The 23,271-nt window shown below is 65.9% G+C and carries 37 protein-coding genes and 1 tRNA gene; 30 read left to right on the top strand and 8 right to left on the bottom strand.

The annotated features are described in order from the left end of the window. Window positions 1-241: 241 nt before the first annotated feature. The 3 genes from NDI56_RS09395 to NDI56_RS09385 are packed head-to-tail and all read left to right on the top strand — an operon-like array spanning window position 242 to window position 1,415. Window positions 242-520 carry a winged helix-turn-helix domain-containing protein gene (locus NDI56_RS09395; RefSeq protein ID WP_310919213.1) on the top strand — a complete coding sequence of 93 codons (279 nt, stop codon included), beginning with the start codon at window positions 242-244 and terminating at the stop codon, window positions 518-520. A gap of 51 nt (window positions 521-571) precedes the next feature. Further along, the gene (locus NDI56_RS09390; protein WP_310919212.1) at window positions 572-853 is read left to right on the top strand and encodes a DUF8036 family membrane protein; all 282 of its coding nucleotides are present in this window, start codon (window positions 572-574) and stop codon (window positions 851-853) included. A 49-nt stretch (window positions 854-902) separates the two neighbouring features. Further along, on the top strand, window positions 903-1,415 hold the full coding sequence (locus tag NDI56_RS09385; RefSeq protein ID WP_310919211.1) for a DUF5813 family protein: 513 nt from the start codon (window positions 903-905) through the stop codon (window positions 1,413-1,415). Between the two features lie 80 nt (window positions 1,416-1,495). On the opposite strand, the gene NDI56_RS09380 is transcribed toward NDI56_RS09385, so the two are convergent. Together NDI56_RS09380 and NDI56_RS09375 are read right to left on the bottom strand one after the other, a co-directional pair. After that, window positions 1,496-1,726, bottom strand: a complete 231-nt coding sequence (locus NDI56_RS09380) for an Lrp/AsnC family transcriptional regulator (protein WP_310919210.1) — start codon at window positions 1,724-1,726, stop codon at window positions 1,496-1,498. Between the two features lie 2 nt (window positions 1,727-1,728). Then, window positions 1,729-2,415, bottom strand: coding sequence for a potassium channel family protein (locus tag NDI56_RS09375; RefSeq protein ID WP_310919208.1), 687 nt, complete (start codon window positions 2,413-2,415; stop codon window positions 1,729-1,731). Window positions 2,416-2,544: 129 nt separating this feature from the next. On the opposite strand from NDI56_RS09375, the gene NDI56_RS09370 reads away from it, so the two are divergent. Next, window positions 2,545-2,775, top strand: coding sequence for an Lrp/AsnC ligand binding domain-containing protein (locus tag NDI56_RS09370; RefSeq protein ID WP_310919207.1), 231 nt, complete (start codon window positions 2,545-2,547; stop codon window positions 2,773-2,775). 44 nt (window positions 2,776-2,819) lie between these two features. Beyond that, entirely contained in the window at window positions 2,820-3,140 is a 321-nt protein-coding gene (locus NDI56_RS09365) for a DUF7991 family protein (protein WP_310919206.1), read from the top strand. Here the strand turns inward: NDI56_RS09365 and tmk are convergent. Then, window positions 3,137-3,724: a dTMP kinase gene (gene tmk, locus NDI56_RS09360; protein ID WP_310919205.1), complete on the bottom strand. Its 588-nt coding sequence runs from the start codon at window positions 3,722-3,724 to the stop codon at window positions 3,137-3,139. The genes NDI56_RS09365 and tmk overlap by 4 nt on opposite strands. A 99-nt stretch (window positions 3,725-3,823) precedes the next feature. Here tmk and NDI56_RS09355 point away from each other — a divergent pair, with 99 nt between their 5' ends. From NDI56_RS09355 to NDI56_RS09325, 7 genes are all read left to right on the top strand, one after another. After that, window positions 3,824-4,726: a complex I NDUFA9 subunit family protein gene (locus NDI56_RS09355; protein ID WP_310919204.1), complete on the top strand. Its 903-nt coding sequence runs from the start codon at window positions 3,824-3,826 to the stop codon at window positions 4,724-4,726. Between the two features lie 242 nt (window positions 4,727-4,968). Beyond that, window positions 4,969-6,150, top strand: a complete 1,182-nt coding sequence (locus NDI56_RS09350; RefSeq protein ID WP_310919203.1) for a tubulin/FtsZ family protein — start codon at window positions 4,969-4,971, stop codon at window positions 6,148-6,150. Continuing rightward, window positions 6,128-6,913 (top strand): hypothetical protein, encoded by a 786-nt coding sequence (locus NDI56_RS09345; protein ID WP_310919202.1) that lies wholly within the window; start codon window positions 6,128-6,130, stop codon window positions 6,911-6,913. The genes NDI56_RS09350 and NDI56_RS09345 overlap by 23 nt, the downstream gene beginning before the upstream one ends. Continuing rightward, complete coding sequence (gene cofC / locus NDI56_RS09340) at window positions 6,913-7,524, top strand: 2-phospho-L-lactate guanylyltransferase (RefSeq protein WP_310919200.1); 612 nt, start codon at window positions 6,913-6,915, stop codon at window positions 7,522-7,524. The genes NDI56_RS09345 and cofC overlap by 1 nt, the downstream gene beginning before the upstream one ends. Window positions 7,525-7,580: 56 nt before the next feature. After that, window positions 7,581-8,120: a J domain-containing protein gene (locus tag NDI56_RS09335; protein ID WP_310919199.1), complete on the top strand. Its 540-nt coding sequence runs from the start codon at window positions 7,581-7,583 to the stop codon at window positions 8,118-8,120. A 44-nt stretch (window positions 8,121-8,164) separates the two neighbouring features. Continuing rightward, window positions 8,165-8,842, top strand: coding sequence for a phosphoglycolate phosphatase (locus tag NDI56_RS09330; RefSeq protein ID WP_310919198.1), 678 nt, complete (start codon window positions 8,165-8,167; stop codon window positions 8,840-8,842). Window positions 8,843-9,062: 220 nt separating this feature from the next. After that, complete coding sequence (locus NDI56_RS09325; protein WP_310919197.1) at window positions 9,063-10,688, top strand: GTPBP1 family GTP-binding protein; 1,626 nt, start codon at window positions 9,063-9,065, stop codon at window positions 10,686-10,688. Window positions 10,689-10,795: 107 nt separating this feature from the next. On the opposite strand, the gene NDI56_RS09320 is transcribed toward NDI56_RS09325, so the two are convergent. From NDI56_RS09320 to NDI56_RS09305, 4 genes are all read right to left on the bottom strand, one after another. After that, the gene (locus NDI56_RS09320) at window positions 10,796-11,278 is read right to left on the bottom strand and encodes a double winged helix-containing putative transcriptional regulator (protein WP_310919196.1); all 483 of its coding nucleotides are present in this window, start codon (window positions 11,276-11,278) and stop codon (window positions 10,796-10,798) included. 19 nt (window positions 11,279-11,297) lie between these two features. Continuing rightward, the gene (gene mch / locus NDI56_RS09315; RefSeq protein ID WP_310919195.1) at window positions 11,298-12,230 is read right to left on the bottom strand and encodes a methenyltetrahydromethanopterin cyclohydrolase; all 933 of its coding nucleotides are present in this window, start codon (window positions 12,228-12,230) and stop codon (window positions 11,298-11,300) included. A gap of 24 nt (window positions 12,231-12,254) precedes the next feature. Next, window positions 12,255-12,584: an MTH1187 family thiamine-binding protein gene (locus NDI56_RS09310; protein WP_310919194.1), complete on the bottom strand. Its 330-nt coding sequence runs from the start codon at window positions 12,582-12,584 to the stop codon at window positions 12,255-12,257. 121 nt (window positions 12,585-12,705) lie between these two features. Then, entirely contained in the window at window positions 12,706-13,086 is a 381-nt protein-coding gene (locus NDI56_RS09305; RefSeq protein WP_310919193.1) for a hypothetical protein, read from the bottom strand. A gap of 99 nt (window positions 13,087-13,185) precedes the next feature. Here NDI56_RS09305 and NDI56_RS09300 point away from each other — a divergent pair, with 99 nt between their 5' ends. Further along, the gene (locus NDI56_RS09300; protein ID WP_310919191.1) at window positions 13,186-13,752 is read left to right on the top strand and encodes a response regulator; all 567 of its coding nucleotides are present in this window, start codon (window positions 13,186-13,188) and stop codon (window positions 13,750-13,752) included. A gap of 333 nt (window positions 13,753-14,085) precedes the next feature. On the opposite strand, the gene NDI56_RS09295 is transcribed toward NDI56_RS09300, so the two are convergent. Continuing rightward, window positions 14,086-14,157 (bottom strand) — tRNA-Gly (locus tag NDI56_RS09295). A gap of 299 nt (window positions 14,158-14,456) precedes the next feature. Between NDI56_RS09295 and NDI56_RS09290 the strand changes: the two genes are divergently transcribed. The 17 genes from NDI56_RS09290 to NDI56_RS09210 are packed head-to-tail and all read left to right on the top strand — an operon-like array spanning window position 14,457 to window position 23,269. Next, entirely contained in the window at window positions 14,457-15,302 is an 846-nt protein-coding gene (locus NDI56_RS09290) for an RNA methyltransferase (protein WP_310919189.1), read from the top strand. 4 nt (window positions 15,303-15,306) lie between these two features. Continuing rightward, window positions 15,307-16,323, top strand: coding sequence for a 50S ribosomal protein L3 (gene rpl3p / locus NDI56_RS09285; RefSeq protein WP_310919188.1), 1,017 nt, complete (start codon window positions 15,307-15,309; stop codon window positions 16,321-16,323). A 3-nt stretch (window positions 16,324-16,326) separates the two neighbouring features. Next, window positions 16,327-17,067: a 50S ribosomal protein L4 gene (gene rpl4p, locus NDI56_RS09280; RefSeq protein WP_310919187.1), complete on the top strand. Its 741-nt coding sequence runs from the start codon at window positions 16,327-16,329 to the stop codon at window positions 17,065-17,067. A gap of 58 nt (window positions 17,068-17,125) precedes the next feature. Beyond that, window positions 17,126-17,383: a 50S ribosomal protein L23 gene (locus tag NDI56_RS09275; RefSeq protein ID WP_310919186.1), complete on the top strand. Its 258-nt coding sequence runs from the start codon at window positions 17,126-17,128 to the stop codon at window positions 17,381-17,383. A gap of 2 nt (window positions 17,384-17,385) precedes the next feature. Further along, the gene (locus tag NDI56_RS09270) at window positions 17,386-18,108 is read left to right on the top strand and encodes a 50S ribosomal protein L2 (protein WP_310919185.1); all 723 of its coding nucleotides are present in this window, start codon (window positions 17,386-17,388) and stop codon (window positions 18,106-18,108) included. Next, complete coding sequence (locus tag NDI56_RS09265; protein ID WP_310919184.1) at window positions 18,105-18,527, top strand: 30S ribosomal protein S19; 423 nt, start codon at window positions 18,105-18,107, stop codon at window positions 18,525-18,527. Before NDI56_RS09270 ends, NDI56_RS09265 begins: the two co-directional genes overlap by 4 nt. 2 nt (window positions 18,528-18,529) lie before the next feature. After that, complete coding sequence (locus tag NDI56_RS09260; RefSeq protein WP_310919183.1) at window positions 18,530-18,991, top strand: 50S ribosomal protein L22; 462 nt, start codon at window positions 18,530-18,532, stop codon at window positions 18,989-18,991. After that, a complete protein-coding gene (locus NDI56_RS09255; protein ID WP_310919182.1) occupies window positions 18,991-19,902 on the top strand; it encodes a 30S ribosomal protein S3 in 912 nt (303 codons plus the stop codon). The genes NDI56_RS09260 and NDI56_RS09255 overlap by 1 nt, the downstream gene beginning before the upstream one ends. Beyond that, a complete protein-coding gene (gene rpmC / locus NDI56_RS09250; protein ID WP_310919180.1) occupies window positions 19,902-20,120 on the top strand; it encodes a 50S ribosomal protein L29 in 219 nt (72 codons plus the stop codon). Before NDI56_RS09255 ends, rpmC begins: the two co-directional genes overlap by 1 nt. Further along, a complete protein-coding gene (locus NDI56_RS09245) occupies window positions 20,120-20,407 on the top strand; it encodes a ribonuclease P protein component 1 (protein ID WP_310919179.1) in 288 nt (95 codons plus the stop codon). Before rpmC ends, NDI56_RS09245 begins: the two co-directional genes overlap by 1 nt. Next, entirely contained in the window at window positions 20,398-20,724 is a 327-nt protein-coding gene (locus NDI56_RS09240; RefSeq protein ID WP_310919178.1) for a 30S ribosomal protein S17, read from the top strand. The genes NDI56_RS09245 and NDI56_RS09240 overlap by 10 nt, the downstream gene beginning before the upstream one ends. Continuing rightward, on the top strand, window positions 20,724-21,122 hold the full coding sequence (locus tag NDI56_RS09235; RefSeq protein WP_262180531.1) for a 50S ribosomal protein L14: 399 nt from the start codon (window positions 20,724-20,726) through the stop codon (window positions 21,120-21,122). The genes NDI56_RS09240 and NDI56_RS09235 overlap by 1 nt, the downstream gene beginning before the upstream one ends. Window positions 21,123-21,126: 4 nt before the next feature. Then, window positions 21,127-21,489, top strand: a complete 363-nt coding sequence (gene rplX / locus NDI56_RS09230) for a 50S ribosomal protein L24 (RefSeq protein WP_310919177.1) — start codon at window positions 21,127-21,129, stop codon at window positions 21,487-21,489. Next, a complete protein-coding gene (locus tag NDI56_RS09225) occupies window positions 21,486-22,193 on the top strand; it encodes a 30S ribosomal protein S4e (RefSeq protein WP_310919176.1) in 708 nt (235 codons plus the stop codon). The genes rplX and NDI56_RS09225 overlap by 4 nt, the downstream gene beginning before the upstream one ends. Continuing rightward, entirely contained in the window at window positions 22,186-22,716 is a 531-nt protein-coding gene (locus NDI56_RS09220; RefSeq protein ID WP_310919175.1) for a 50S ribosomal protein L5, read from the top strand. The genes NDI56_RS09225 and NDI56_RS09220 overlap by 8 nt, the downstream gene beginning before the upstream one ends. Next, entirely contained in the window at window positions 22,713-22,874 is a 162-nt protein-coding gene (locus NDI56_RS09215; RefSeq protein WP_310919174.1) for a 30S ribosomal protein S14, read from the top strand. Before NDI56_RS09220 ends, NDI56_RS09215 begins: the two co-directional genes overlap by 4 nt. A gap of 2 nt (window positions 22,875-22,876) precedes the next feature. Further along, window positions 22,877-23,269, top strand: coding sequence for a 30S ribosomal protein S8 (locus NDI56_RS09210; RefSeq protein ID WP_310919173.1), 393 nt, complete (start codon window positions 22,877-22,879; stop codon window positions 23,267-23,269). The last annotated feature ends 2 nt before the right edge of the window (window positions 23,270-23,271 follow it).

Here is a 23,271-nt window from a genome sequence, read left to right as displayed (position 1 = left end):
ATTCGGCTAAAATCCAACTAGAGGGCCTCTGGGGGCCCCTGAACCCATACTGCCCGAAAAGCATTTACCGATTATTCTCCGAGATATAATATATGCAACACACTGTCCCCGTAGACACTGCTGCGTCGGCGTCACGGGCGCCCCCGCGCTCCGTTCCCGACCCACACCGACGGTGCACCGGCGGCGTTCTGTCCCGCGATGTCGGTAGGTTCTTGATATCCGCTCCGGAACCCCATACCGAATGGATACGGTCCTCTGGCAGACTCTCGCTGGCACACGTGGGGGACCGAACCGTGCCCGTGTCCTTCGCGCGCTCGACGACCAGCCGCGGAACGCGAACCAGCTAGCCGATGACCTCGACCTGGCATACAACACTATCCGGCACCATCTCGAGGTCCTCGAAGACAACGGTGTCATCACTAGCAGCGATGCCAGCTACGGCGTCATCTATCTCCCGAGCGAGCGCGCACGCAACAACTGGGACACGGTCGAGCAGATACTCACACAGGTGGACGACTGACATGATTCCAACAACACGGGCCATGCAGGGCCGCGGGACTCGGGAGGCGCTATGAGTCTCGTACTGGACGCCGCGAGAATCGCCGCCGCGATCAACATCCTGTTGCTGGCCGGACTTATCGCCATCTGGGTCCGGACCTACCGGGAGATTCGAGCGCCGCTGACGCTCGGGACCATCGTCTTCGCGACCTTCCTGCTGGCCGAGAACGTCGTCGCGCTGTACTTCTACTTCAACGCGCCGGCCATGCCGGCCCTGGCCGTCGAGGTGATGATGGTGCTCCAGATTCTCGAGACGTTCGGTATCGCCGCGCTGAGTTACGTCACCTGGAAGTGACCGTCCGGAGACGACGCGCTTTTGCTGGTGAGCGCACTATCGAAGCCCAATGACGGACGTTCCAGACGACGTCGCCGACGTCTTCGGCAGTCGTGACACCTTCGTGGCCAGCGGCGAGGGGTTCGTCGTCGAGACGACGAGCTTCGACGGCCGCGTGACCGCGAGCGAGGGCGAGAAGTGGCGGACCGAGTACGAGGTGACGGTCCGGGCGCCGTCGCTGCAGGCCGCGACGGCCGGCGAGGTCGGGCCCGCGGTGCGCGACGGCTGGTTCGAGACACTGGAACGGCGCCTCGAAGACGCCCCCAAATCGACCCGCGTCGTGGTCGAACTGGACGAATACACCGTCGAGCGCGACGACGAGGAAGTCGTCGTCACCTACCGCTACAGCCTCGGCGGGGAACGGGAAGCCGCCGACGTGGCCAAGACCTTCGTGGAGTACGTCGAAGGGACCTACGTCGAGGGTATCATCCCCGGCTACGACTACGTCGGCGTCGTCGCAGAGCTGATGAACTCGGCGAGCACGGGCGGGAGCGAGGGGAGCCGCGGCGGGACGCCGCTGTAGCGGGCACGGCGGTCGCCGGACGAGCGGTCGACTCCTCGTGGCTGTCCTCGAATAGTAGCGACGGTGCGAAAAGTGGGCTTTCAGTCCATCGCGATGTACGTCTGTGTCGATTCGACGCCCTGGATGTCCTGCACGTGGGTCGCGGCCACGTCCTTGACCGCCGCCGGCGTGTCCACGCTCACCTTGGCGATGAGGTCGACGTCGCCGGCGACGATGTGGGCCTCGGTGACGCCGTCGATGCCCTCGATTTCCCGTTTCAGTCGGTCGGCGTCGCCGGTGTGGGCTTTGACCATGACGTAGGCGGTGACCATTCTCAAGCACCTCCAAGGGCCTTCGCGGGGCCGCTCTCACCGACGACGATACTCCGGACGTCCGCGAGCGTATCGAAGTCGGCGAGCACGACGAGGTGGTCGCCCGCCTCCAGCGTCTCGTCGGGGTCGGGGATGTCGAGCGGCGCTTCGCCCTTACCGTGGGCGAGCAGTCGGGTGTCGGCCGGCAGTTCGAGTTCGGACAGCGTGTACCCCTTCATCGGCGCCGAGTCGGTGACGGTGAACTCCACGAGCTGGAGGTGCTGGGCGATGTCGGCGATGGCGCGGATGTTGCCGCCCAGCAGCGCGTTCTTCGCGGCGATGGCACCGAGTCGTTCGGGGTAGATGACTTCGTCGACCTCGGAGGCGTAGCGGCGGTATATCTCCTCGCGGTAGTCCTCGTCGATGCGCATGACGGTGCGACAGCCGTGTTCCTTGCCGATCATGCAGGCGACGAAGTTGTCGTTCAGGTCGCCGGTCAGCGCGCCCAGCGCGTCGGCCGCGTCGAGGTTGGCCGACTCGAGCGTCTCTTCGAGGGCCCCGTCACCGGAGATGACGTCGAAGCCCGCGGCCTCCGCCCGCTCGACGGCGCCCTCGTCGCGTTCGATGAGTGTGACGTCGTGGCCACTCTCCCGCAGTACCCGTGCGGTCCGGAGTCCCACACGGCCTGCACCCACGATAACGTATAGCATAGACGGCAGTACGTAACCGGGACGAATAAAAGTACCCCGCTCGCCGGCTCACTCACCGGCGGGTTCCCTGACACCGGAAGCCGACAGCCGCGCGAAAGTTTTTGATACTATGGTACGTTGTACCAAAGTATGGCATCCGCGTTCATCATGATCAAGACTGTCGCGGGCAAATCGGAGGACCTGCTGGCCGCTGTCCGGGACTCCGAGGGTATCACCGAGGCGCATATCGTGGCGGGACAGTACGACATCATCGCCGAAGCCAGCGGTGACGAGGTGTACGACGTGATGCAGTCGGTGTCGACTCGCGTGCGTGACCTGGACGGGGTCGCGGACACCAGGACGTACATCTGTCTGGAGTAGCGCCGTTCCGATACGGCAAAGGGCGTCGACTCGCTAGGCCCGGTATGGTCAGCGTCGTCGGACTCGCCGGACTGCTCGTCATCGTGCTGCTGAACAGCGCTTTGACGGCACTCATGACCCGTTTTTTCCGGGTACGGCTGAAAACTCGGTGGGGCGGGTTCGTCTACTCCGTGCTGCTCTGTCCGTTCGCGATGTTCGTCGTGTTCATGCTGTTTGCCGTGCTGGGTTTCGGCGCCGGGCTGGGACTTAGCAACGTCGCTGCGGTCGCGCTGACGATACTGATACCGCTCGCGCTCGGGATGACCTTCGACTACGTCTGGATGCCCTCGCCCGACGAGGTCGACCTGCCGACGTCGACGAACTAGTCGACAACCGCCTCGCGGACCCGCTCGTAGACGGTGTCGAGGGACGCGGTGGCGTCGACGCGGACGAACCGGTCGGGCTCTGCGTCGACGAGCCGCTCGTAGTTCTCCCTGACGTCGGCGAGATAGTCCGCGGTCTCGAACTTGTTGGTGGCGCCGCTCCGCGTGGCGGCCGTCTCCGGGTCGAGGTCGAGGTACACGGTCTTGTCGGGCGGGCGGGTCCACGGTTCGTGGACCTGTTTGACGTAGGCCAGGGGGTCGTCGAACCACTCGCTGTCGGCGAGTGTCGCCCCCTGGTAGGCGTATCGGGAGTCCGAGTAGCGGTCGGAGACGACCAGCCGGCCGTCGTCGAGGGCGGGGCGGACGGTGTCGGTCAGGTGGGCGGCGTGGTCGGCGGTGTACAGGAAGAGTTCGGCCAGCGAGTCGGCGTCGTCGTCCTCGATTGAGCGCGTGACGGTCTCACCGTACCAGCTGTCGGTCGGTTCGCGGGTGAAGGCGGTGTCGGCCGGCAGGGCGTCGTCGGCCCGGAGCCGCTCCAAGACCGTCGTCTTGCCGCTGCCGTCGAGTCCTTCGAGCGTGACGAGCATATCGGATCCTCGGTAGCGGGGTACGTAAGCGCCCCGAACACCTGCGGCCCATACTGGTTTCTCCCTATCTTTACAGTCTCTCGGCGGAAAGGAAGCGATATGGACGTACTTGTAGCCGGCGGGACTGGCTTCGTTGGACAGCACCTGTGCCGGGAACTCGACGAGCGGGGCCACGAGGTGACCGCCCTGTCGCGCGACCCCCACGACGCGGAGCTTCCCGACGGGGTGACCCGCAAGACGGGCGACGTGACCGACTACGACAGTATCGAGGACGCCTTCGAGGGGCAAGACGCCGTCGTCTTCCTGCCCGCGCTCTCGCCGCTGTTCAAGCCCGACGGCGGCGACGAGATGCACGAGACGGTCCATCTGGGCGGCACCGAGAACTGCGTTCGCGCGGCCGAGACACACGGGGTCTCTCGGTTCCTCCAGATGAGCGCGCTGGGTGCGGACCCCGGCGGCGCGACACACTACCTCCGTGCCAAGGGGAAGGCGGAAGACGTGGTCAGAAACTCCGACCTCGACTGGGTCATCTTCCGGCCCTCGGTGGTCTTCGGCGAGGGCGGGGAGTTCGTCTACTTCACCAAGCGACTCAAGCAGATATTCGCCCCCGCGGTGCCGCTGTACCCGTTGCCCGGCGGCGGGAAGAAGGCTCATTTCCAGCTCATCTGGATCGACGACCTCGTGCCGATGCTCGCCGACGCTCTGGAGGGCGACGAGCACGTCGGCCAGACCTACGAGGTCGGCGGGCCGGAGACGCTCAGTCTGCGGGAGGCCACGGAGCTCGTCTTCGCGGCCGAGGGCAAGTCTATCACCATCGTGCCGCTCCCGATGCCGCTCGCGAAAATCGGGCTCCCCGTGCTCGGGTCGCTCGGCTTCCCGATGGGCAGCGACCAGTACGAGGGTCTAGACTTCGACAACACGCCCGCGACCAACGACGCGGAAGCGTTCGGGCGCGACCCGGATTCGATGCGGACGTTCCGCTCGTATCTCGGCGTATCGTAAATCCCTGTATTGTCAGGGCAGATAATCGGCCATCGCTGTCCTGACAGATTCTGGAACGGGCCTGCCGGTTCCGCAACTGCCGTGAACAGCCGGCTGTCGCCCGCAGGAGCCACTGCCCGATTTTCGCGAGCCGAGAACGTCAGCGTACTTTACTTTCTCCGTCGGGCTTTCATTGATGAGATTTGGGCAAAAAACTTATACGCATATTCCTACTTAGCCCTTTTAACTGGAGCACCATATCAATGAAACTCGCGATGATCGGCTTCGGGCAGGCCGGTGGCAAAATCGTGGACAAATTCCTCGAATACGACGAGCAGACGGGCTCGGGGATTGTTCGCTCGGCCGTGGCGGTCAACACGGCCAAAGCTGACCTGCTGGGGCTAGAACACATTCCGGAGGAGAATCGGGTACTCATCGGCCAGGCTCGCGTCAAGGGACACGGCGTGGGCGCGGACAACGAACTCGGCGCCGAAATCGCCGAGGAGGACATCGACGAGGTCCAGGGCGCTATCGACAACATCCCCGTCCACGAGGTCGACGCGTTCCTCGTGGTGGCCGGGCTCGGGGGCGGGACCGGCTCGGGCGGCTCCCCTGTCGTCGCGAAACATCTCAAACGCATCTACACGGAACCCGTCTACGGGCTCGGTGTCCTGCCGGGCAGCGACGAGGGTGGCATCTACACGCTCAACGCCGCGCGCTCGTTCCAGACGTTCGTCCGTGAGGTGGACAACCTCATGGTGTTCGACAACGACGCCTGGCGACAGACCGGCGAGTCCGTCGAGGGCGGCTACGACCACATCAACGAGGAGATCGTCCGTCGGTTCGGCGTCCTCTTCGGTGCCGGCGAAGTCGAGGCCGGCGACAACATCGCCGAGAGCGTCGTCGACTCCTCGGAGATCATCAACACGCTCGACGGCGGCGGCGTCTCCACCGTCGGCTACGCCTCCGAGGACGTGGAGGTCAGCTCCGGCGGCGGCGGGCTGCTCTCGCGGTTCAAGGGGGACGACGGCGGCGACGACGGCATCGATACGGCCAACACGACGAACCGCATCACTTCGCTGGTCCGGAAGGCCGCACTCGGTCGGCTGACGCTGCCCTGCGAGATCGAGGGCACCGAACGCGCCCTGCTCGTGATGGCCGGGCCGCCGAAACACCTGAACCGGAAGGGTATCGAGCGCGGCCGCAAGTGGCTCGAAGAGCAGACCGGCTCCATGGAGGTCCGCGGCGGGGACTACCCGACCAACGCCCCCAAGGTCGCCGCCTCTATCTTGCTGGCCGGCGTCCACAACGTCCCCCGAATCAAGGAGCTCCAGCAGGTCGCCATCGAGGCACAGGACAACATCGACGACATCCGCCAGCAAAGCGAAGATAACTTAGAGAACTTGGTTGAAGACGATGAAGATGAACTCGATCCGTTATTCTAGGGCGACAGCAGCACTGCTTTGTGTCGCGGGACTGCTGGCCGTTGCGGGCACAGCGGGTGCCTTCAGCGTCTCCACAGACGGTGCTGTCCCCAACGAAACGGCCGTCGGTAGCGAGGTATCGGTCACGTACGTCATCGACGACCCCTACGACGGGCCGCCAAACGAGTACACGCTTCAGGGTGAGACCGCACTGGAGAACGTGAGCTGGACTGTCGAGGTGCTCGACCAAGGCGACGGCGTCGACCAAGAGACGTACGGCGAGCAGTCTTTCAGCCACCCTATGGACCGCGACGGGGGGCAGAACGGTGACGAGGTACGTATCACGCTCGAAGGGACCGTCCCGGCAGTCGAGAACTACACGTACGAGCCCCGGGAGAACTACACGGTCGCGGAGTTCGCTCGCGTGACCGGGAGCAACGAAAACGAGTTCCGTAGCGACTCGGCGCATCACTACACGAACCAGAGCAGCGAAGCCCGGAACGCGATCGACGCCGCCGGGACGGCCATCGAGGAAGCCGGCGGGAACAGCGAGGCCGAGAACCTGCGAGGCAACGCTATCTCCGCCTACGAGAACGGCAACTTCGAGAACGCCATCGACCTCGGGAACCAGGCCCAGAACACGGCCCAACAGGCCCAGCAGAGCCAGCAGACCACGCAGACGCTGCTGATTGCCGGTGGCGCCGTCGTCCTGCTCCTCCTGCTCGGTGGCGGCGGCTACTACCTCTACAGCCAGTCCCAAGAGGACAACTACAGCAAGCTGTAATGCGACTCGTCGTCCCCGTCTCGGGGTCTGACCCGAAAACGCGGCTCTCTTCCGTTTTCACGCCCGACGAGCGCCGCGAGTTCACCGAAGCCATGCTCGCGGACGTGCTGGCCGCAGTCGGCGCGGCCGGCCACAGTCCCGAAGTGGTCGCGACGGCGCCCGTGGCCTGTGACGCGCCGGTGACCGTCGACGACCGCGGACTCGACCCGCTCGTCAACGGCCTGCTCGCGGAGACTGACGGCGAGCTGGCGGTCGTGATGGCCGACCTCCCGCTGCTCACGCCGCCGACCGTCGAGGGGCTCTTCGAACCGGACGCCGATGTCGTACTGGCGCCCGGGCTGGGCGGCGGGACCAACGCGTTCGTCTGTCGCCATCCGGGCTTCCGTGTCGACTACCACGGTGCGTCGATCCGGGACCACCGACGCATCGCCCGCGAGACCGGCGCGACCGTCGCCGAGGTCGACTCCCGTCGGCTGGCGACCGATATCGACGAGCCGGGCGACCTCGTGGAGGTGATGCTCCACAGCGACGGCGCCGCCGCCGACTGGCTCGACGACGCCGGATGTGACCTCGCAGTCGATAACGGCCGGGTGACTGTCGAGCGCGCCTGACGCTCACTTGCTGAGTACCCGAGACGCTTACGGTTCTCTGGACCGAAAGCTGGCTCGTGCAGTACGACCGGCTCATCACAGGTGTCGCGGTCGTCTTCGCCGGCCTCACAGCGGTGCTGACCGTCGTGGGGCTGCTAGCCAGTCCGTCCGTGCTCTTCCTGGCGCTGATGTTCGGCGCCTCGACGTATCTGATGTACTACCATGTGAGCGGGAAGATGGCGGCGAGCGTCTACGCGCGCGTCGAGCAGCGGGCCGCGACCGATGGCCGCGGCGGCTTCGGCGCGGGGCCACGGGAGGAGTGGGAGCCACCGCGCGACGGTCGGGCGCGTCGCACCGCAGAGCGAGTCCGTCAGGAGCGCACCCGTCGTCAGCGGGCCCGGCAAGGTACCAAGCAGCGACGCCGCGTCCAGCAGTCCACGGGCCCCAGTCCAGCGGAGGCCTACGACCGCCTCGGGCTGGACCCCAGCGCCGACGAGAGCGCGGTGAAACAGGCCTACCGCGAGCGGGTCAAGGAGACGCACCCGGACACGGACAGCGGAAGCGAACGGGAGTTCAAGCGGGTGAAAGCCGCCTACGAGAGGCTGAGCGACGACTGACGGCGGGCCGCAACCGTCAAATCCGTGCCGATGTCACTCCCTGTATGACCGAGACGCCGCCGCTGGTGGTAGATATCGACGGGACGCTCACCGACGAATCCCGGGCCGTCGACCCGCGCGTGTTCCCGGTGCTCTCCGAGTGGCCCGAGCAGGTCGTCATCGCGACGGGGAAAGCCATGCCGTACCCCATCGCGCTGTGTGAGTTCCTGGGTATCGACTACACCGTCATCGCGGAGAACGGCGGCGTGGTGTTCGTCGAAGCCACGGACACGCTCCAGATAGAGGGCGACAAGGCGGCGTGTCTCGCGGTCGCCGAGGCGTACCGGGAGCTGGGCTACGAGATGGGCTTTGGCGAGGTCGACCTGGCGAACCGCTGGCGCGAGACCGAGGTGGTGGTGAACCTGTCCCAGCCCGAGGAACCGCTTCAGCGGTTGGCCGAGGAGCACGGACTCGAATTTCTGGACACCGGGTTCGCCTACCACGTCACCGACGCACGCATCGACAAGGGGACGGGCCTGCACGCGGTCTGTGCAGAACTCGACCGCGAGCCGGAGTCGTTCCTCGCGGTCGGCGACTCCGAGAACGACGCGGAGGTGTTCGAGGTGGCCGGGGAGTCGGTGGCGGTGGCCAACGCCGACGAGACGGCGAAGTCACGGGCCGACCGCGTGACGACGGCCCCCTACGCCGACGGCTTTCTGGAAGCGGTCGAACCGTACCGATAGGGGCGAACTGGCGATGTCCGGCCGAGGCGACGGGAGTGACATCGCGCGCCCGCTGGCTCCCGTCGGCGACGGTCCTACATGGGTCGTGCTGGTCTCGGCTTGGCGGATAAATTCTCGGCAGACCCTACTGTGAGAGACAGAGACACTCATCGCACTCAACAGCGTTAAGCGACCCCATACCCGGGGAAAGCTTTTATCTGACCCTCCGTTACGGAATCCCATGAGCCCTGACCGGGCCGTCCTCCAGCGCGCGCTGGACCGCGGCGAGGAGGAGGGTGGGAGCGTCGAGTTCAAAGAACGGCTCACCGAGGAGCTGCACCTCTCTGAGGGGCGCTTGGAGTCACTGGCCGCACAGTTGCGACACCGCGTCCTCTCCGGGGAGGGCGAGGCGACCTACGTGGTCGGCGTGACCGACGAGGGCGGCCTCGCGGGTATCTCCACCGACGAGTTCTCCGAGTCGATGGACGTACTCAGCTTGCTCGCAGAGGAGGCGGGCGCTCACATCGAGGAGGTACAGACGTGGGGTGTCGACGGCGTCGGGAGCGACGCTGACGGGGAAAACAAGGGAATCGTCGGCGTCGCCACCGTCCGCGAGGGGACGGTGCTGGAGGACGACGACCACATCGTCGTCGGCACAGCGGGCCACGTCGACCACGGCAAGTCCACGCTCGTGGGGTCGCTGGTCACGGGCGAGCCCGACGACGGCGAGGGCGGCACCCGGGGGTTCCTCGACGTCCAGCCCCACGAAGTCGAGCGGGGGCTCTCGGCGGACCTCTCCTACGGCGTCTACGGCTTCGACGAGGACGGGCCCGTCCGGATGGACAATCCCCACCGCAAGACCGACCGTGCCCGCATCGTCGAGGAGTCGGACCGACTCGTGAGCTTCGTCGACACCGTCGGGCACGAGCCGTGGCTGCGGACCACGATTCGGGGGCTAGTGGGGCAGAAACTGGACTACGGCCTGCTGACCGTGGCCGCCGACGACGGCGTCACCGAGACGACCCGCGAGCATCTGGGTATCCTGCTCGCGACCGAACTGCCGACCATCGTCGCGCTGACGAAGACGGACCTCGTCACGGACGACCGCGTCAGCGAGGTCGAACGCGAGGTCGAGCGGGCGCTGCGTGAGGTCGACAAGACGCCGCTGCGGGTCGAACGCCACGGCGTCGAGGCGGCCATCGAGGAGATTTCCGAGACCGTGGTGCCCGTCGTGACGACCAGTGCCGTGACACAGCGGGGGCTCGATACGCTCGACGAGATGTTCGAGCGCCTGCCCAAGACCGGCGGCGAGGTCGGCGAGTTCCGGATGTACATCGACCGGACGTACAACGTCCAGGGCGTCGGCGCGGTCGCGTCCGGGACGGTGAAATCGGGCGAAGTCGAGGCCGGCGACGACCTGCTGTTGGGCCCGATGCAGGACGGGCAGTTCCGGGAGGTGGAGGTCCGCTCCATCGAGATGCACTACCACCGCGTGGACGAGGCCAAGGCGGGCCGCATCGTCGGTATCGCGCTCAAAGGGGTGCGAGAGGCCGACATCGAGCGGGGGATGGTCCTGCTCCCGCGCGACGCCGAGCCGGAGCCGGTCCGGGAGTTCGAGGCCGAGGTGATGGTGTTGAACCACCCGACGCGTATCGGCGACGGCTACGAGCCGGTCGTCCACCTGGAGACAATCAGCGAGGCCGCTCGGTTCTACCCGGACGACGGCCAGCTCCTGCCCGGCGACGCGGGCACGACGACCGTCGCGTTCAAGTTCCGGTCGTATCTCGTCGAGGAGGGCCAGAAGTTCGTGTTCCGCGAGGGCCGCTCGAAGGGCGTGGGGACGGTCACGGAGGTCCGGACCGACTGAGCTGTTCGGTACCTCGCTTCTGTCGCCACATCGTCCGTTCGTACGGAGTTACTCGTCGACGACGCGGCCGTGACAGGTAGCTACGGCCGCGACCCCGTCGGTATCGGCTACTGAGCGGGCGCGAAACGGTCGTTTTCGACCGCCAGACAGTCGAACAGCACCGCCCACGCGAGCAGGCGGTCGACCCGCTCCAGCCAGTGGCGTTCCCAGTCGGGGTCGCGCTGGCGCTCCCAGTTCGGAATCTCGTCGCGCACCGCCTCGAACGCCGACTCGGCGCTCCGGGGCCGGACCGCGACGGCATCGAGCAGTTCGGCGACGAGGAACACGCGCTCGCGGTACGCCGCCGCGACCGAGTCCCGGTCGAGGTCCTCCCGGGTCCGGTGATAGCCGCGGTCGCTCTCGGCGACCAGCCCGAGCGCCCGCAGGAAGGTCAGATACTCACGGGCCGTCTCGCGGTCGGCCACGCCGGTCGCTCGCCGGATGGCCCCACAGCAGTCGGCCTCGCTGTCCGGAACGAGCGGTATCGCGGCCCGCGCCGTTTCGAGGAACTCGACCGAGCGGGCCGGCGGGGCCACCTTGTAGCGCGTCATCGCGAGTCTCGCCCCCGTCTCAGAGTCCGAAGCTCTCGGCCAGCACGTCCTCGTGGGTCTCGCCGACGACGTGGGTGTCGCCGCCGACCACGTCGATGGTCACCTTCGCCGGGCCGAACAGCTCGACGGGTAGCTCGGCGAAGTCCCAGTCGGCGTCCTCGAAGACGTCGACCAGTGGCCGGCCGTACTCCGTGCCGGCGACGGAGGGCACCTCGTCGAAGCGGTCGAACGACTCGTCGACGGTGAGGTGTACCTCGGCGCCGTAGGCCAGCGCGTCCGTTGTCCGGGCCATCGCCGTCTCCTCGTCGGCGGCGACCGGTGCGACCGGTGCGCGCCCGTTCGCCGAGAGCACTTCGGCCGGGTCGAAGCCAAGTTCGGCCAGCCTGAAGACGGCGATCTCTGCGGCTCGCGCCGCGGCGACGACGCTCCCGGTGACACTCGCCGTCGCGAACACCGGCAGGAACACGCCCGTCTCGGGGACCCCGGTGCGCTCGGCGACCTGCGCGGCGACGGCTTCGTCCGGGAGCTGGTCGGTCTCGACGGCCAGCACCGCGAACTGCTCGTCTTCCTGGTAGCCGATGCGTCCGAAGATGTCTTCTTCGGCGACCAGCGCCCGGGCCGGGCCGCTGCCCAGCCCCTCGAAGCTCTCGGTCGCCAGCTCCCAGCCGCCCTTCTGGGAGCAGAGCAGTGCCAGCGCGGGATGATCAGTCGAGAGCTCGACGTGGGTCAGGGGCACGTCGGCCACGCTGTCCATCGTGGTCTGGACCGTCGCCAGCCCGGCGGTCTGGAGCTCCGCGAGCACCAGTCCGGCCTCGACGGCGCCGGGCACCTCGACGCCGAAGTCGAGGACGGCGGCGTCGCCCGACAGCGCGTGGACGTCTATCGTCAGTTCGTCGGCGAAGTCGATGGCCTCGTCGACCAGCTCCGTGGCCATCCGATTGAGCGTGTTCATACCCCGCCTTCGCCAGCCGGCCTTTTAGTCTCCGCCTTCGGCGTCGCTTTTCGCGTCACGCCCCAGCTCCCGCTCGACGGCGTCGACCTTCTCGCTGGCCCGCTGGTCGACCCCGCGCTTGTCGTCGATTTTCAGGAACGTCTCGACGCGGTCCGATCGGGCGCCGACGGCCTCGTGGGCCGCGTGGGCGGCCGCGAACAGTTCCTCGCTGTCGTCGGCTTCTATCACTGTGCCCATCGGCGTCGTCTCGTACGCCACGTCGAACTCGTCGAGCGCCGCCACCGCGTCGGCGACGTACGGGGCCATGCTCTCCTCGACGACCGGTGCGACGGACAGGAATCCGATGCAGGTCATACCGACAACTGGGGCCGGCGCGGTCCTAAGCGTGGTGACTCGCAGGGGACGTTGTAGATCATCCCCGGATAGCGCCGACCCCGCGGTCAGCCTCTACCGGCAAATCGCTACACCGGTCCGCTCACTCGTCGGTCTCGATGTCGAGATACGTCTCGTAGCTCTCGGCGACGGCCGTCGGCGTCCGGTAGCTCCGCCGCTCGGCGACCGCGGTGGTCAGGATGAACCCGGAAAGCAACACCGCCGCGATCGCGTTCGAGTCCGTCGCGTCCAGCGTGTCCAGCGTCCGATGGAACCAGAACAGGTCGGCCCACGGCGACGACTGGTGGAACTCGAACAGCGCCTCGCGGGCCACCGGACTCACCTGATGGAAGTCGGGGACCATCGCCCACCCACCGCCCGCGAGCACGATGGTCCGCGGATAGCTGACGTCCGGAACGAACAGCGTGACGGCCGCCGTGGTCAGCGCCGCGCCCACCACGAAGTGACCGATTGCGATAGACATACTCACAGTTCGGGCCGTATCGGTATGAACGTAGACAGTTCGTCGGGATAATATCCATATCACGAACATTTATTATCAGGCGACAAATCGATATATCAAATGGGTGGTGGGAGAGATTGCGTCCTCGTCGTCGAGGACAACGCCGAGCTCCGGCAGGCGTACCACCGGGTGCTCTCGGAGTTCTGCGCCGTCTCGACGGCCGCGAGCGGGGCGGACGCGGTCGAGACTATCACTGACGACACCGACGTCGTCGTCCTCGACCGACCGCTCCCGGCGGTGACTGTCGACACGCTCGTCAGCGAACTCAAGAATAGACACCACGACTGCTACGTGGCCATGGTGACCGGCGTGGCGCCGCCGTTCGATATCAGCCGGCTGGGCGTCGACGACTATCTCGTCAGGCCCCTGACCATCGAGCAGTTGCGAGACACCGTCGACCGGCTCTTCTCGCTGGCCGAGTACGACGCCGCCTACCGAACACTGAGTCAGAAGCGCGTCGAAAAGAGCGTCAGGGTCCGGGAACAGGCGTCGACGGAGCTCCGACACAGCCCCGAAATCGACCGTCTCTCTACCGAAATCGAACGCCTGGAGACCGAAATCGAGCGGTTAGAGGCCGAGATAGACGAGCAGGTCGAGACGCTCGGAGGGATGCGACCGGGAGACTGACCCAGTGAGCGACGCGGCCCCACGTCTACAGGCTATGCGCCGACTGGGATTTGAACCGCGCGAAGACGGTCCTGCTCGCTCACTTCGTTCGCTGTGCGGGCTGCGACTTCTCTCCTTCAAATCCAAGTGCGATTTCGCCTCGAAACGCGACTCACTACGCTCGTCGGTTTGCTTCGGCAGAAATGCGCTGGCTGGGATTTGAACCGGAGCCAGACGGTCGTCCTCACTCGCTGCGGGCGCTGCGTCTGGCAGGGCTCAAATCCAGAACGATTTCACAACATCCAGTACGCAGCGCGATGAAACGCGCCGCTTGAAACTTTGGATGACGAGAAATGCGCTGGCTGGGATTTGAACCCAGGTTGTGACCATGGCAAGGTCACGTGATACCAACTACACTACCAGCGCGCATCGTCTCGCACGTCGCCTCTCTGCATTCCAATGTGGCGAGGGTGATAGTAAAAAGCCTTGCGTTTCGCGGGGAAAATTGGGGGGCAGCGTGGGTATCCTGGTGCCAACTGGTATGCACACTGGGCCCACACCGACAGCTTTCGGAAGCGGCAATCGGCGTGCGGGCCGTTCGCACGCCACGGGCGTCGAGGGTGCGTGTGAACGCATGCCAACGCGTGCGCGAAGCGGGGTCTTTTTACCGTAGGACCGGAGATGTATCGCTACAGTCTAGTGGCGTGACGTGGAAGCGTCACGGCATGACGACCAGCGTACTCGTGCCCGACTCCCTCACACGGGAAGCCGAGGACAGACGCGAGGCGACTCGCAAACTGGGATACGTGGCCCGCGCGGCCACCGTGTTCCGGGTCGATCGGCTGACGGTGTTCCCCGACCCCGATGGTCAGGGGAAATGGGAAGACGGGTTCGTCGAAACCGTGCTGCGGTACGCCGCGACGCCGCCGCACCTCCGAAAGGAGATGTGGGGCAAGCGGGACGAACTAGAGTACGTCGGCGTCCTGCCGCCGCTCCGCGTGCGTTCACAGACCGGCTCCGGATCCGAGGGTTCGGGGTCGTTAAGACAGGGAATCGTGACCGAGGTCGGAGCTGATGGGCGCGTCCGGGTCAATTGCGGCATGCAACACCCGATCTCCCTCCCCGTTCCAGCGGATATGGACGTGGGAGCCGGGGAGCGCGTGACCGTCAGGGTCTCTTCGCGACGGCCGGTCCGGGCGAAACTCGTCGACCACCCCACGCCGGGGTTCGACGTCGTTTCCGCGGACCTCGATACGGCACTCTCGCGTGACGACGCCGGACTCACCATCGCATCGTCGCGATACGGTGAGCTGGCAACGACTCGTCGGCTCGGCCGTCTGGCCGAACGGCGGGACCGCGAGGGCGGCATGACAGTCGCCTTCGGGGCACCCGAGCGTGGGTTACCGTCGATACTCGACGTGGACCCGGGCTCCGTCGGCAGAGACCAAGCAGATGACGAATCCACAGGGTTCGACCTCTGGCTGAATACGGTTCCGAACCAGGGCAGCGAGGTCGTGCGAACGGAAGAAGCACTGTTCGCCTCTCTCGCCTGTCTAACCCTCACGGAGTAAACGAATGCCACAACCAAGCAGACCACGCAAAGGCTCGCTGGGCTTCGGCCCGCGCAAGCGCTCGACGAGCGAGACGCCTCGCTTCAACAGCTGGCCGTCCGACGACGGACAGCCGGGCGTCCAGGGGTTCGCCGGCTACAAGGCGGGCATGACACACGTCGTGCTCGTCAACGACGAACCTAACTCCCCCCGCGAAGGGATGGAGGAGACTGTCCCGGTGACAGTCGTCGAGACGCCGCCGATGCGCGCCGTCGCCCTGCGTGCGTACGAAGACACGCCGTACGGTCAGCGTCCGCTGACGGAGGTTTGGACCGACGAGTTCCATTCGGATCTCGACCGGACCCTGAACCTGCCGGAGGACCACGACCCGGACGCTGCTGAGGAACAGGTACGAGACGCTCTCGAAGCCGGCACTCTCGGGGACGTGCGACTGATTACGCACACCGTCCCTGACGCCGTCCCGAGCGTCCCGAAGAAAAAGCCCGACGTGATGGAGACTCGCGTCGGCGGTGGGTCCCTCGAGGACCGCCTCAGTCACGCCCTCGAACTCGTCGACGACGGTGGCGAGCACTCGATGAACGACGTCTTCCGCGCCGGTGAGTACACCGACATCGCGGGCGTCACCAAGGGCAAGGGGACACAGGGTCCCGTCAAGCGCTGGGGCGTCCAGAAGCGGAAGGGGAAACACGCCCGTCAGGGCTGGCGGCGCCGAATCGGTAACCTCGGCCCGTGGAACCCATCTCGCGTGCGCTCGACGGTCCCCCAGCAGGGGCAGACCGGCTACCACCAGCGCACCGAACTGAACAAGCGCCTCATCGACATCGGCGAGGGCGACGACGCCTCCGTCGACGGCGGCTTCGTCAACTACGGCGAGGTCGACGGTCCGTACACGCTCGTGAAGGGCTCGGTGCCCGGTCCGGACAAGCGTCTGGTCCGGTTCCGGCCCGCAGTACGGCCCAACGACCAGCCGCGCCTCGACCCCGAGGTGCGCTTCGTCTCCACGGAATCGAATCAGGGATAATCCATGCAGGCAACTATCTACAATCTGGACGGCGAGGCCGACGGCGAGGTCGAGCTCCCCGATGTCTTCGAGACACCGGTGCGCTCGGACCTCATCGCCAAGGCCGTACACGCCGCCCAGGCAAACCGAAAGCAGGACTACGGGGCCGACGAGTACGCCGGCCTCCGAACGCCCGCAGAGTCGTTCGGTAGCGGTCGCGGTCAGGCACACGTCCCACAGCAGGACGGTCGTGCCCGCCGCGTCCCACAGGCGGTCAAGGGCCGCGCGGCCCACCCGCCGAAAGCCGAGAAAGACCGCTCCGTCGACATCAACGACAAGGAGCGCCAGCTGGCCGTCCGGTCGGCACTCGCCGCCACGACGGACGCCGAACTCGTCGCCGAGCGCGGCCACGAGTTCGACCGCGACGAGGTCCCCGTCGTCGTCTCCGACGACTTCGAGGACCTGGTCAAGACGCAGGAGGTGCTCGGACTGCTCGAAGCGCTCGACGTCGACGCCGACATCGAGCGCGCCGACGACACGAAGATCAAAGCTGGCAAGGGTTCGATGCGCGGCCGGAAGTACCGCCGCCCATCGTCGATCCTGTTCGTGACCAGCGACGAGCCCTCGAAGGCCGCCCGCAACCTCGCGGGCGTCGACGTGGCCACGGCCCGGGAGGTCAACACGGAAGACCTCGCGCCCGGCGCCGCGCCCGGTCGACTCACTGTCTTCACCGAGTCCGCCATCGAGGAGGTCGGTTCCCGATGAGTTCTGTTGCACGCTTCGCGCGCAACAACCTCATTGGTCTCACCAGAGGTGAGAACAAATGAGCTGGGACGTCATCAAGTACCCACACGTCACCGAGAAGGCGATGAACGACATGGACTTCCAGAACAAGCTCCAGTTCGTCGTCGACGACAACGCTGGGAAGCCCGAGGTCGCGGAGGCCGTCGAGACCCAGTACGACGTGACCGTCATCAACGTGAACACGCAGAACACGATGGACGGCGAAAAGAAGGCCGTCGTTCGCCTCTCCGAGGACGACGACGCCCAGGAAGTCGCCTCCAGAATCGGGGTGTTCTAACGATGGGACGACGAATTCAGGGACAACGACGCGGTCGCGGGACGTCCACGTTCCGGGCGCCCTCCCACCGCTACAAAGCAGACCTGGAGCACCGAAAAGTCGAAGACGGCGACGTCATCTCCGGCACCGTGGTCGACATCGAACACGACCCGGCCCGCTCGGCACCCATCGCCGCCGTCGAGTTCGAGGACGACGACCACCGCCTCGTGCTCGCGCCGGAAGGCGTGGGCGTGGGCGACGAACTGCAGGTCGGCGTCAGCGCCGAAATCGCCCCCGGGAACACGCTCCCACTCGCGGAGATTCCCGAGGGTGTGCCGGTGTGTAACGTCGAGTCCAGCCCCGGCGACGGTGGGCGCTTTGCCCGCTCGTCGGGCGTCAACGCGACGCTGCTGACCCACGACCGCAACGTGGCAGTCGTCAAACTCCCCTCCGGGGAGATGAAGCGACTGGACCCGCAGTGTCGCGCGACCATCGGCGTCGTCGCCGGTGGCGGCCGAACGGACAAGCCGTTCGTCAAGGCCGGCAAGAAGCATCACAAGATGAAAGCCCGCGGGACGAAGTACCCACGCGTCCGTGGTGTCGCGATGAACGCCGTCGACCACCCCTTCGGTGGCGGTGGCCGACAGCACCCCGGCAAGCCAAAGTCCATCTCCCGCAACGCCCCACCGGGCCGCAAAGTCGGGGACATCGCCTCGAAGCGGACCGGTCGAGGTGGTAACGAATGAGTTCAGAGTATCAAATCGGCCACGAAGGGGAGTTCTCCTTCCGAGGCCACACGCTCGACGAGCTGCAGGACATGGAGCTCGAGGAAGTCGCGGAACTGCTCCCCGCACGCCAGCGGCGAAGTATCCAGCGCGGTCTGACCGAGGAAAAGCAGAAGCTCCTCGAAAAGGCCCGTGGCGCCGAGGAGGAGGCGACGGCCAACGACCCCATCCGCACGCACCTGCGCGACATGCCGGTGCTGCCGGTGATGGTCGACCTGACCTTCGCCGTCCACAACGGCCAGTCGTTCGAGCGCGTGCGAGTCGAGCCCGAGATGCTCGGCCACTACCTCGGTGAGTTCCAGCTCACCCGCAACTCGGTCGAACACGGTCAGGCCGGTATCGGGGCGACACGCTCCTCGAAATTCGTACCGCTCAAGTAATCATGGGAATCAGCTACTCAGTCGACGCCGACCCGGACACCACCGCGAAAGCGATGCTCCGAGAGCGGCAGATGAGCAACAAGCACAGCAAGGCCATCGCCCGCGAGATCAAGGGCAAGACGGCCGGCGAGGCCGTCGAGTTCCTCGAAGCGGTCATCGAGGGCGACCAGCCGGTCGCGTTCAAACAGCACAACTCCGGCGTCGGCCACAAATCGAAGGTCGACGGCTGGGACGCGGGGCGCTACCCGCAGAAGGCCAGCGAGGCCTTCATCGACCTGCTGGAGAACGCAATCGGGAACGCCGACCACCAGGGCTTCGACGGTGAAGCCATGGAGATCATGCACGTCGCCGCCCACAAGGTCGGCGAGTCGCAGGGTCGCAAACCGCGTGCGATGGGCCGGGCATCCGCCTGGAACTCCACGCTGGTCGACGTCGAACTCGTCCTCGAGGAGGTCGACAGCTAATGGCCGACGAACAGCAGTTCATCGAGGACGGACTCCAGCGGACCCAGATCGACGAGTTCTTCGCGGACGAACTCGGTCGCGCCGGCTACGGCGGCATGGATGTCGCCAAGACGCCGATGGGGACCCAGATCGTCCTGAAAGCCGAGAAGCCCGGGATGGTCATCGGCAAGGGCGGGAAGAACATCCGCAAGATCACGACGGAACTCGAGGAGCGGTTCAACCTCGACGACCCACAGATCGACGTCCAGGAAGTCGAGGAGCCGGACCTCAACGCCCGCATCGTCGCGGACCGTCTGGGCAACGCCCTCGAACGCGGCTGGTACTTCCGGAAGGCCGGTCACACCACCATCGACCGAATCATGGAGGCCGGCGCGAAGGGCGCCGAAATCGTCCTCTCCGGGAAGGTCACCGGTGCTCGCTCGCGCGTCGAGAAGTTCAACCGCGGCTACATCAAGCACAACGGTGAGCCCGCCGAGGACATCGTCGACAGCGGTGTCGGCGTCGCCGTGATGAAGCTCGGGACCATCGGCGTGCGCGTGAAGATTATCCCGCCGAACGCGGAACTCCCCGACGACTTCGAGATCTACGACGACGTCGAGGTCGAGGACTACGTCGCCGACACGGACGGCGAGAGCGTCGAGGAACTCCTCGAAGGCGAGCCGGAGGAGGCCGACGAGGCCGACGAGGCGGCTGTCGAAGCCGCCGACGCCGACGAGACCGCTCCCGACGAAGAGGTCATCGAGGAGGAGGTCGACGTCCCGACCGACGACGATGTCGAGGACGTCGACGTCGACGAACTCGAAGACGCCGTCGACGAAGAGCTCGACGAGGACGTCGAAGCGGAAGCCGAGGAGCTCATGGACGAGATGGACGACGCGGACACCGAGGACGACGAGGAGGCTGACGAATAATGGCCGTCCTCCACGTCCAGGAGATCCGCGACATGACCCCCGCCGAGCGAGAGGGGGAACTCGACGAGCTCAAGACGGAACTGCTCAACGCCCGGGCCGTGCAGGCCGCGGGTGGCGCCCCGGAGAACCCGGGCCGCATCAAGGAACTGAAGAAGGCCATCGCCCGAATCAAGACGATTCAGGGCGAAGAAGGCGACCTCCAGTCGGAGGACGAATAATGCCACTGACACCCGAGACGCTCACACGACACGAACTCGTCGGCCTCGACGTCGAGGTCGTCGCTGCGTCCAACCCGGACGCGATCGGTATCAGCGGCTCGGTCGTCATGGAGACGACCCAGCTGCTGTCCGTCGAGCGAGACACTCGGGTGTGGCACGTGCCGAAGGCGGACGCGACGTTCGCGTTCACCCTCGACGGCGGACAGCGGGTCCGCGTCGACGGCGAGCGACTCGTCGCCCGTCCCGCTCGACGCACAGCGAACGCAGGTGATTCCAAATGGCGCTAGGACTGAACGTACAGGAACCGGAGACGACCTGTTCCGACCCTAACTGCCCGTTCCACGGAGAGCTCTCCGTGCGCGGTCAGACACTGGACGGAACGGTCGCTTCCACTGACATGGAGAAGACCGTCGTCGTCGAACGCGAGTACGACGTGAAGGTGCCGAAATACGACCGCTTTATGAAGCGGCGGAGCCGCGTTCCGGCTCACGCACCGGACTGTCTCGACCTCGCGGTCGGTGACACGGTCACGATAGCAGAGTGTCGACCGCTCTCGAAGACCAAGAGCCACGTCGTCGTGGCGATCGAGGACGGTGAGCAATAATGGAGGCGCTCAACGCTGACGTCACCCAGGGCCTGGAGAAGGGCTCGCTGATAACGTGTGCCGACAACACGGGCGCACGCCAGCTGAAAGTCATCTCCGTCCACGGCTACTCGGGGACGAAGAACCGCCATCCGAAGGCGGGGCTGGGCGACAAGATCACGGTCTCGGTCACCAAGGGGACGCCCGAAATGCGTCGTCAGGTGCTCGAAGCCGTCGTCGTCCGCCAGCGAAAGCCGATCCGCCGTCCCGACGGCACCCGCGTCAAGTTCGAGGACAACGCGGCTGTCATCGTCGACGAGAACGAGGACCCGCGCGGGACCGAGCTGAAAGGGCCCATCTCGCGGGAAGTCGCGGAACGGTTCGGGAGTGTCGCCTCCGCAGCGACGATGATCGTATAGAACCATGACAACACAACCAGACAAACAGCGAACGAGTCAACGAGACGCCCCGCTGCACGAGCGACACAAGCAGGTGCGGGCCACGCTGTCGGCCGACCTCCGCGAGGAGTACGGCCAGCGCAACGTCCGCGTCAACTCAGGGGACACCGTCGAGGTGCTCCGTGGCGACTACGCCGGCGAGGACGGGGAAGTCCTCACTGTCGACCTGCAGGACGCCGTCATCCACGTGGAAGACGTCACCCTGGAGACCACCGACGGTGAAGAGGTCCCCCGCCCGCTCGACACCTCGAACGTCCGGGTCACGGACCTGAACCTCGAGGACGACCGCCGGGAAGCGCGTCTCGAATCGGAGGATGATTCCGCATGAGCAAGCATCAAAAGCGCCTGTCGGTGCCAAACAGCTGGCCCGTCGAGCGCAAGACGGCAACGTTTACGGTCAAGGCCGGCGCCGGCCCGCACGGTGAGTCGGGGGTCCCCCTGCTCATCGTCCTGCGGGACGTGCTGGGCTACGCCGACAACCGGAAGGAAGCGCGCTACGCGCTCAACGAGGACAACGTCCTCATCAACGGGAAGGCGGTCTCCGACGAGGAACGCCCCGTCGGGATGTTCGACATCCTCGCGTTCACCCAGCGAGAGGAGTACTACCGTGTCTTCCCCGGCGAGGGCGGTCGGCTGGCGCTGACGGCTATCGAGCCCGACGCCGCCGAGTCCAAGCTCGGGAAGATCGTCAACAAGACGCAGGTTCCCGGTGGCGACGTCCAGCTCGGTCTCCACGACGGCGAGACGCTCGTCGTCGAGGACGCCGACGACTACTCCGGCGGCGACTCCGTCGTCGTCGACAACGAGACCAGCGAGGTCATCGCCCACTTCGAGTACGAAGAGGGCGCACTCGTCACGGCCGTCGACGGCGCACACGCCGGCGAAATCGGCCAGATCGACGAGATTCAGGTGACGCCCGGCTCGGCACAGAACAACGTGCTGGTCTCGCAAGAGGACGGCGACGGCTTCGAGACGGTCGAAGAGTACGTCGTCGTCATCGACGAGAACTTCACGGGTGATGACGATGAGTAGCGACGCCGACTCGGCCGACTTCCACGAGATGCGCGAACCGAGCATCGAGAAGGTCGTCGTCCACATGGGTATCGGCCACGGTGGCCAGGACCTGGCCAACGCCGAGGACATCCTCGGCGAGATTACCGGCCAGAGCCCCGTTCGGACGCGAGCCAAGCGGACTGTCGGCGAGTTCGAGATCCGCGAGGGCGACCCAATCGGCGCGAAGGTCACGCTGCGTGACGAGACCGCCGCCGAGTTCCTCGAGACCGCGCTGGGACTTGCCGAGCTCTCGTCGTCGCAGTTCGACGACACCGGCAACTTCAGCTTCGGCGTCGAGGAACACACGGAGTTCCCGAGCCAGGAGTACGACCCGTCCATCGGAATCTACGGGCTGGACGTGACGGTCAACCTCGTCCGCCCCGGCTACCGCGTCGCAAAGCGGGACAAGGCGTCCCGCTCGATTCCGTCCAACCATCGACTCAACCCCGACGACGCCGTCGCCTTCATCGAGTCGACCTTCGACGTCGAGGTGAGCGAATGAGCGAAAGTGAAACCCAAACAGCAGACCGGACCGGCCAGCTGGAGTCCTGCCAGCGCTGCGGGCGCGAGCAGGGTCTCGTCGGCAAGTACGACATCTGGCTGTGTCGCCAGTGCTTCCGGGAGATCTCCCGGGGCATGGGCTTCAAGAAGTACAGCTAACAATGACAGGAAACGACCCATTCGCCAACGCACTGTCGGCACTCGACAACGCCGAGAGCGTCGGGCATCTGGAGCAGACGGTAGCGCCCGCCTCGAACGAAATCGGTAGCGTGCTCGAGGTCTTCTACGACCGCGGGTACATCGACGGATTCAGTTTCGTCGACGACGGCAAAGCCGGTGAGTTCGAGGTCGAACTGAAAGGTGCCATCAACGAGTGTGGCCCGGTCAAGCCCCGCTACTCTGCGGGCGCAGACGAGTTCGAGAAGTGGGAGAAGCGGTTCCTCCCCGCCCGTGACTACGGGACCCTCGTCGTGACGACCAGCCACGGAATCATGAGCCACTACGAGGCTCGTGAGGAAGGCGTCGGTGGCCAAGTAATCGCGTACGTGTACTAACA

Origin of the sequence: Halomicroarcula saliterrae (genome assembly GCF_031624395.1) — an archaeon.
In the GTDB taxonomy this organism is placed as follows: Archaea; Halobacteriota; Halobacteria; order Halobacteriales; family Haloarculaceae; genus Haloarcula; species Haloarcula saliterrae.
This window is presented reverse-complemented; position numbering and strand designations above follow the sequence as displayed.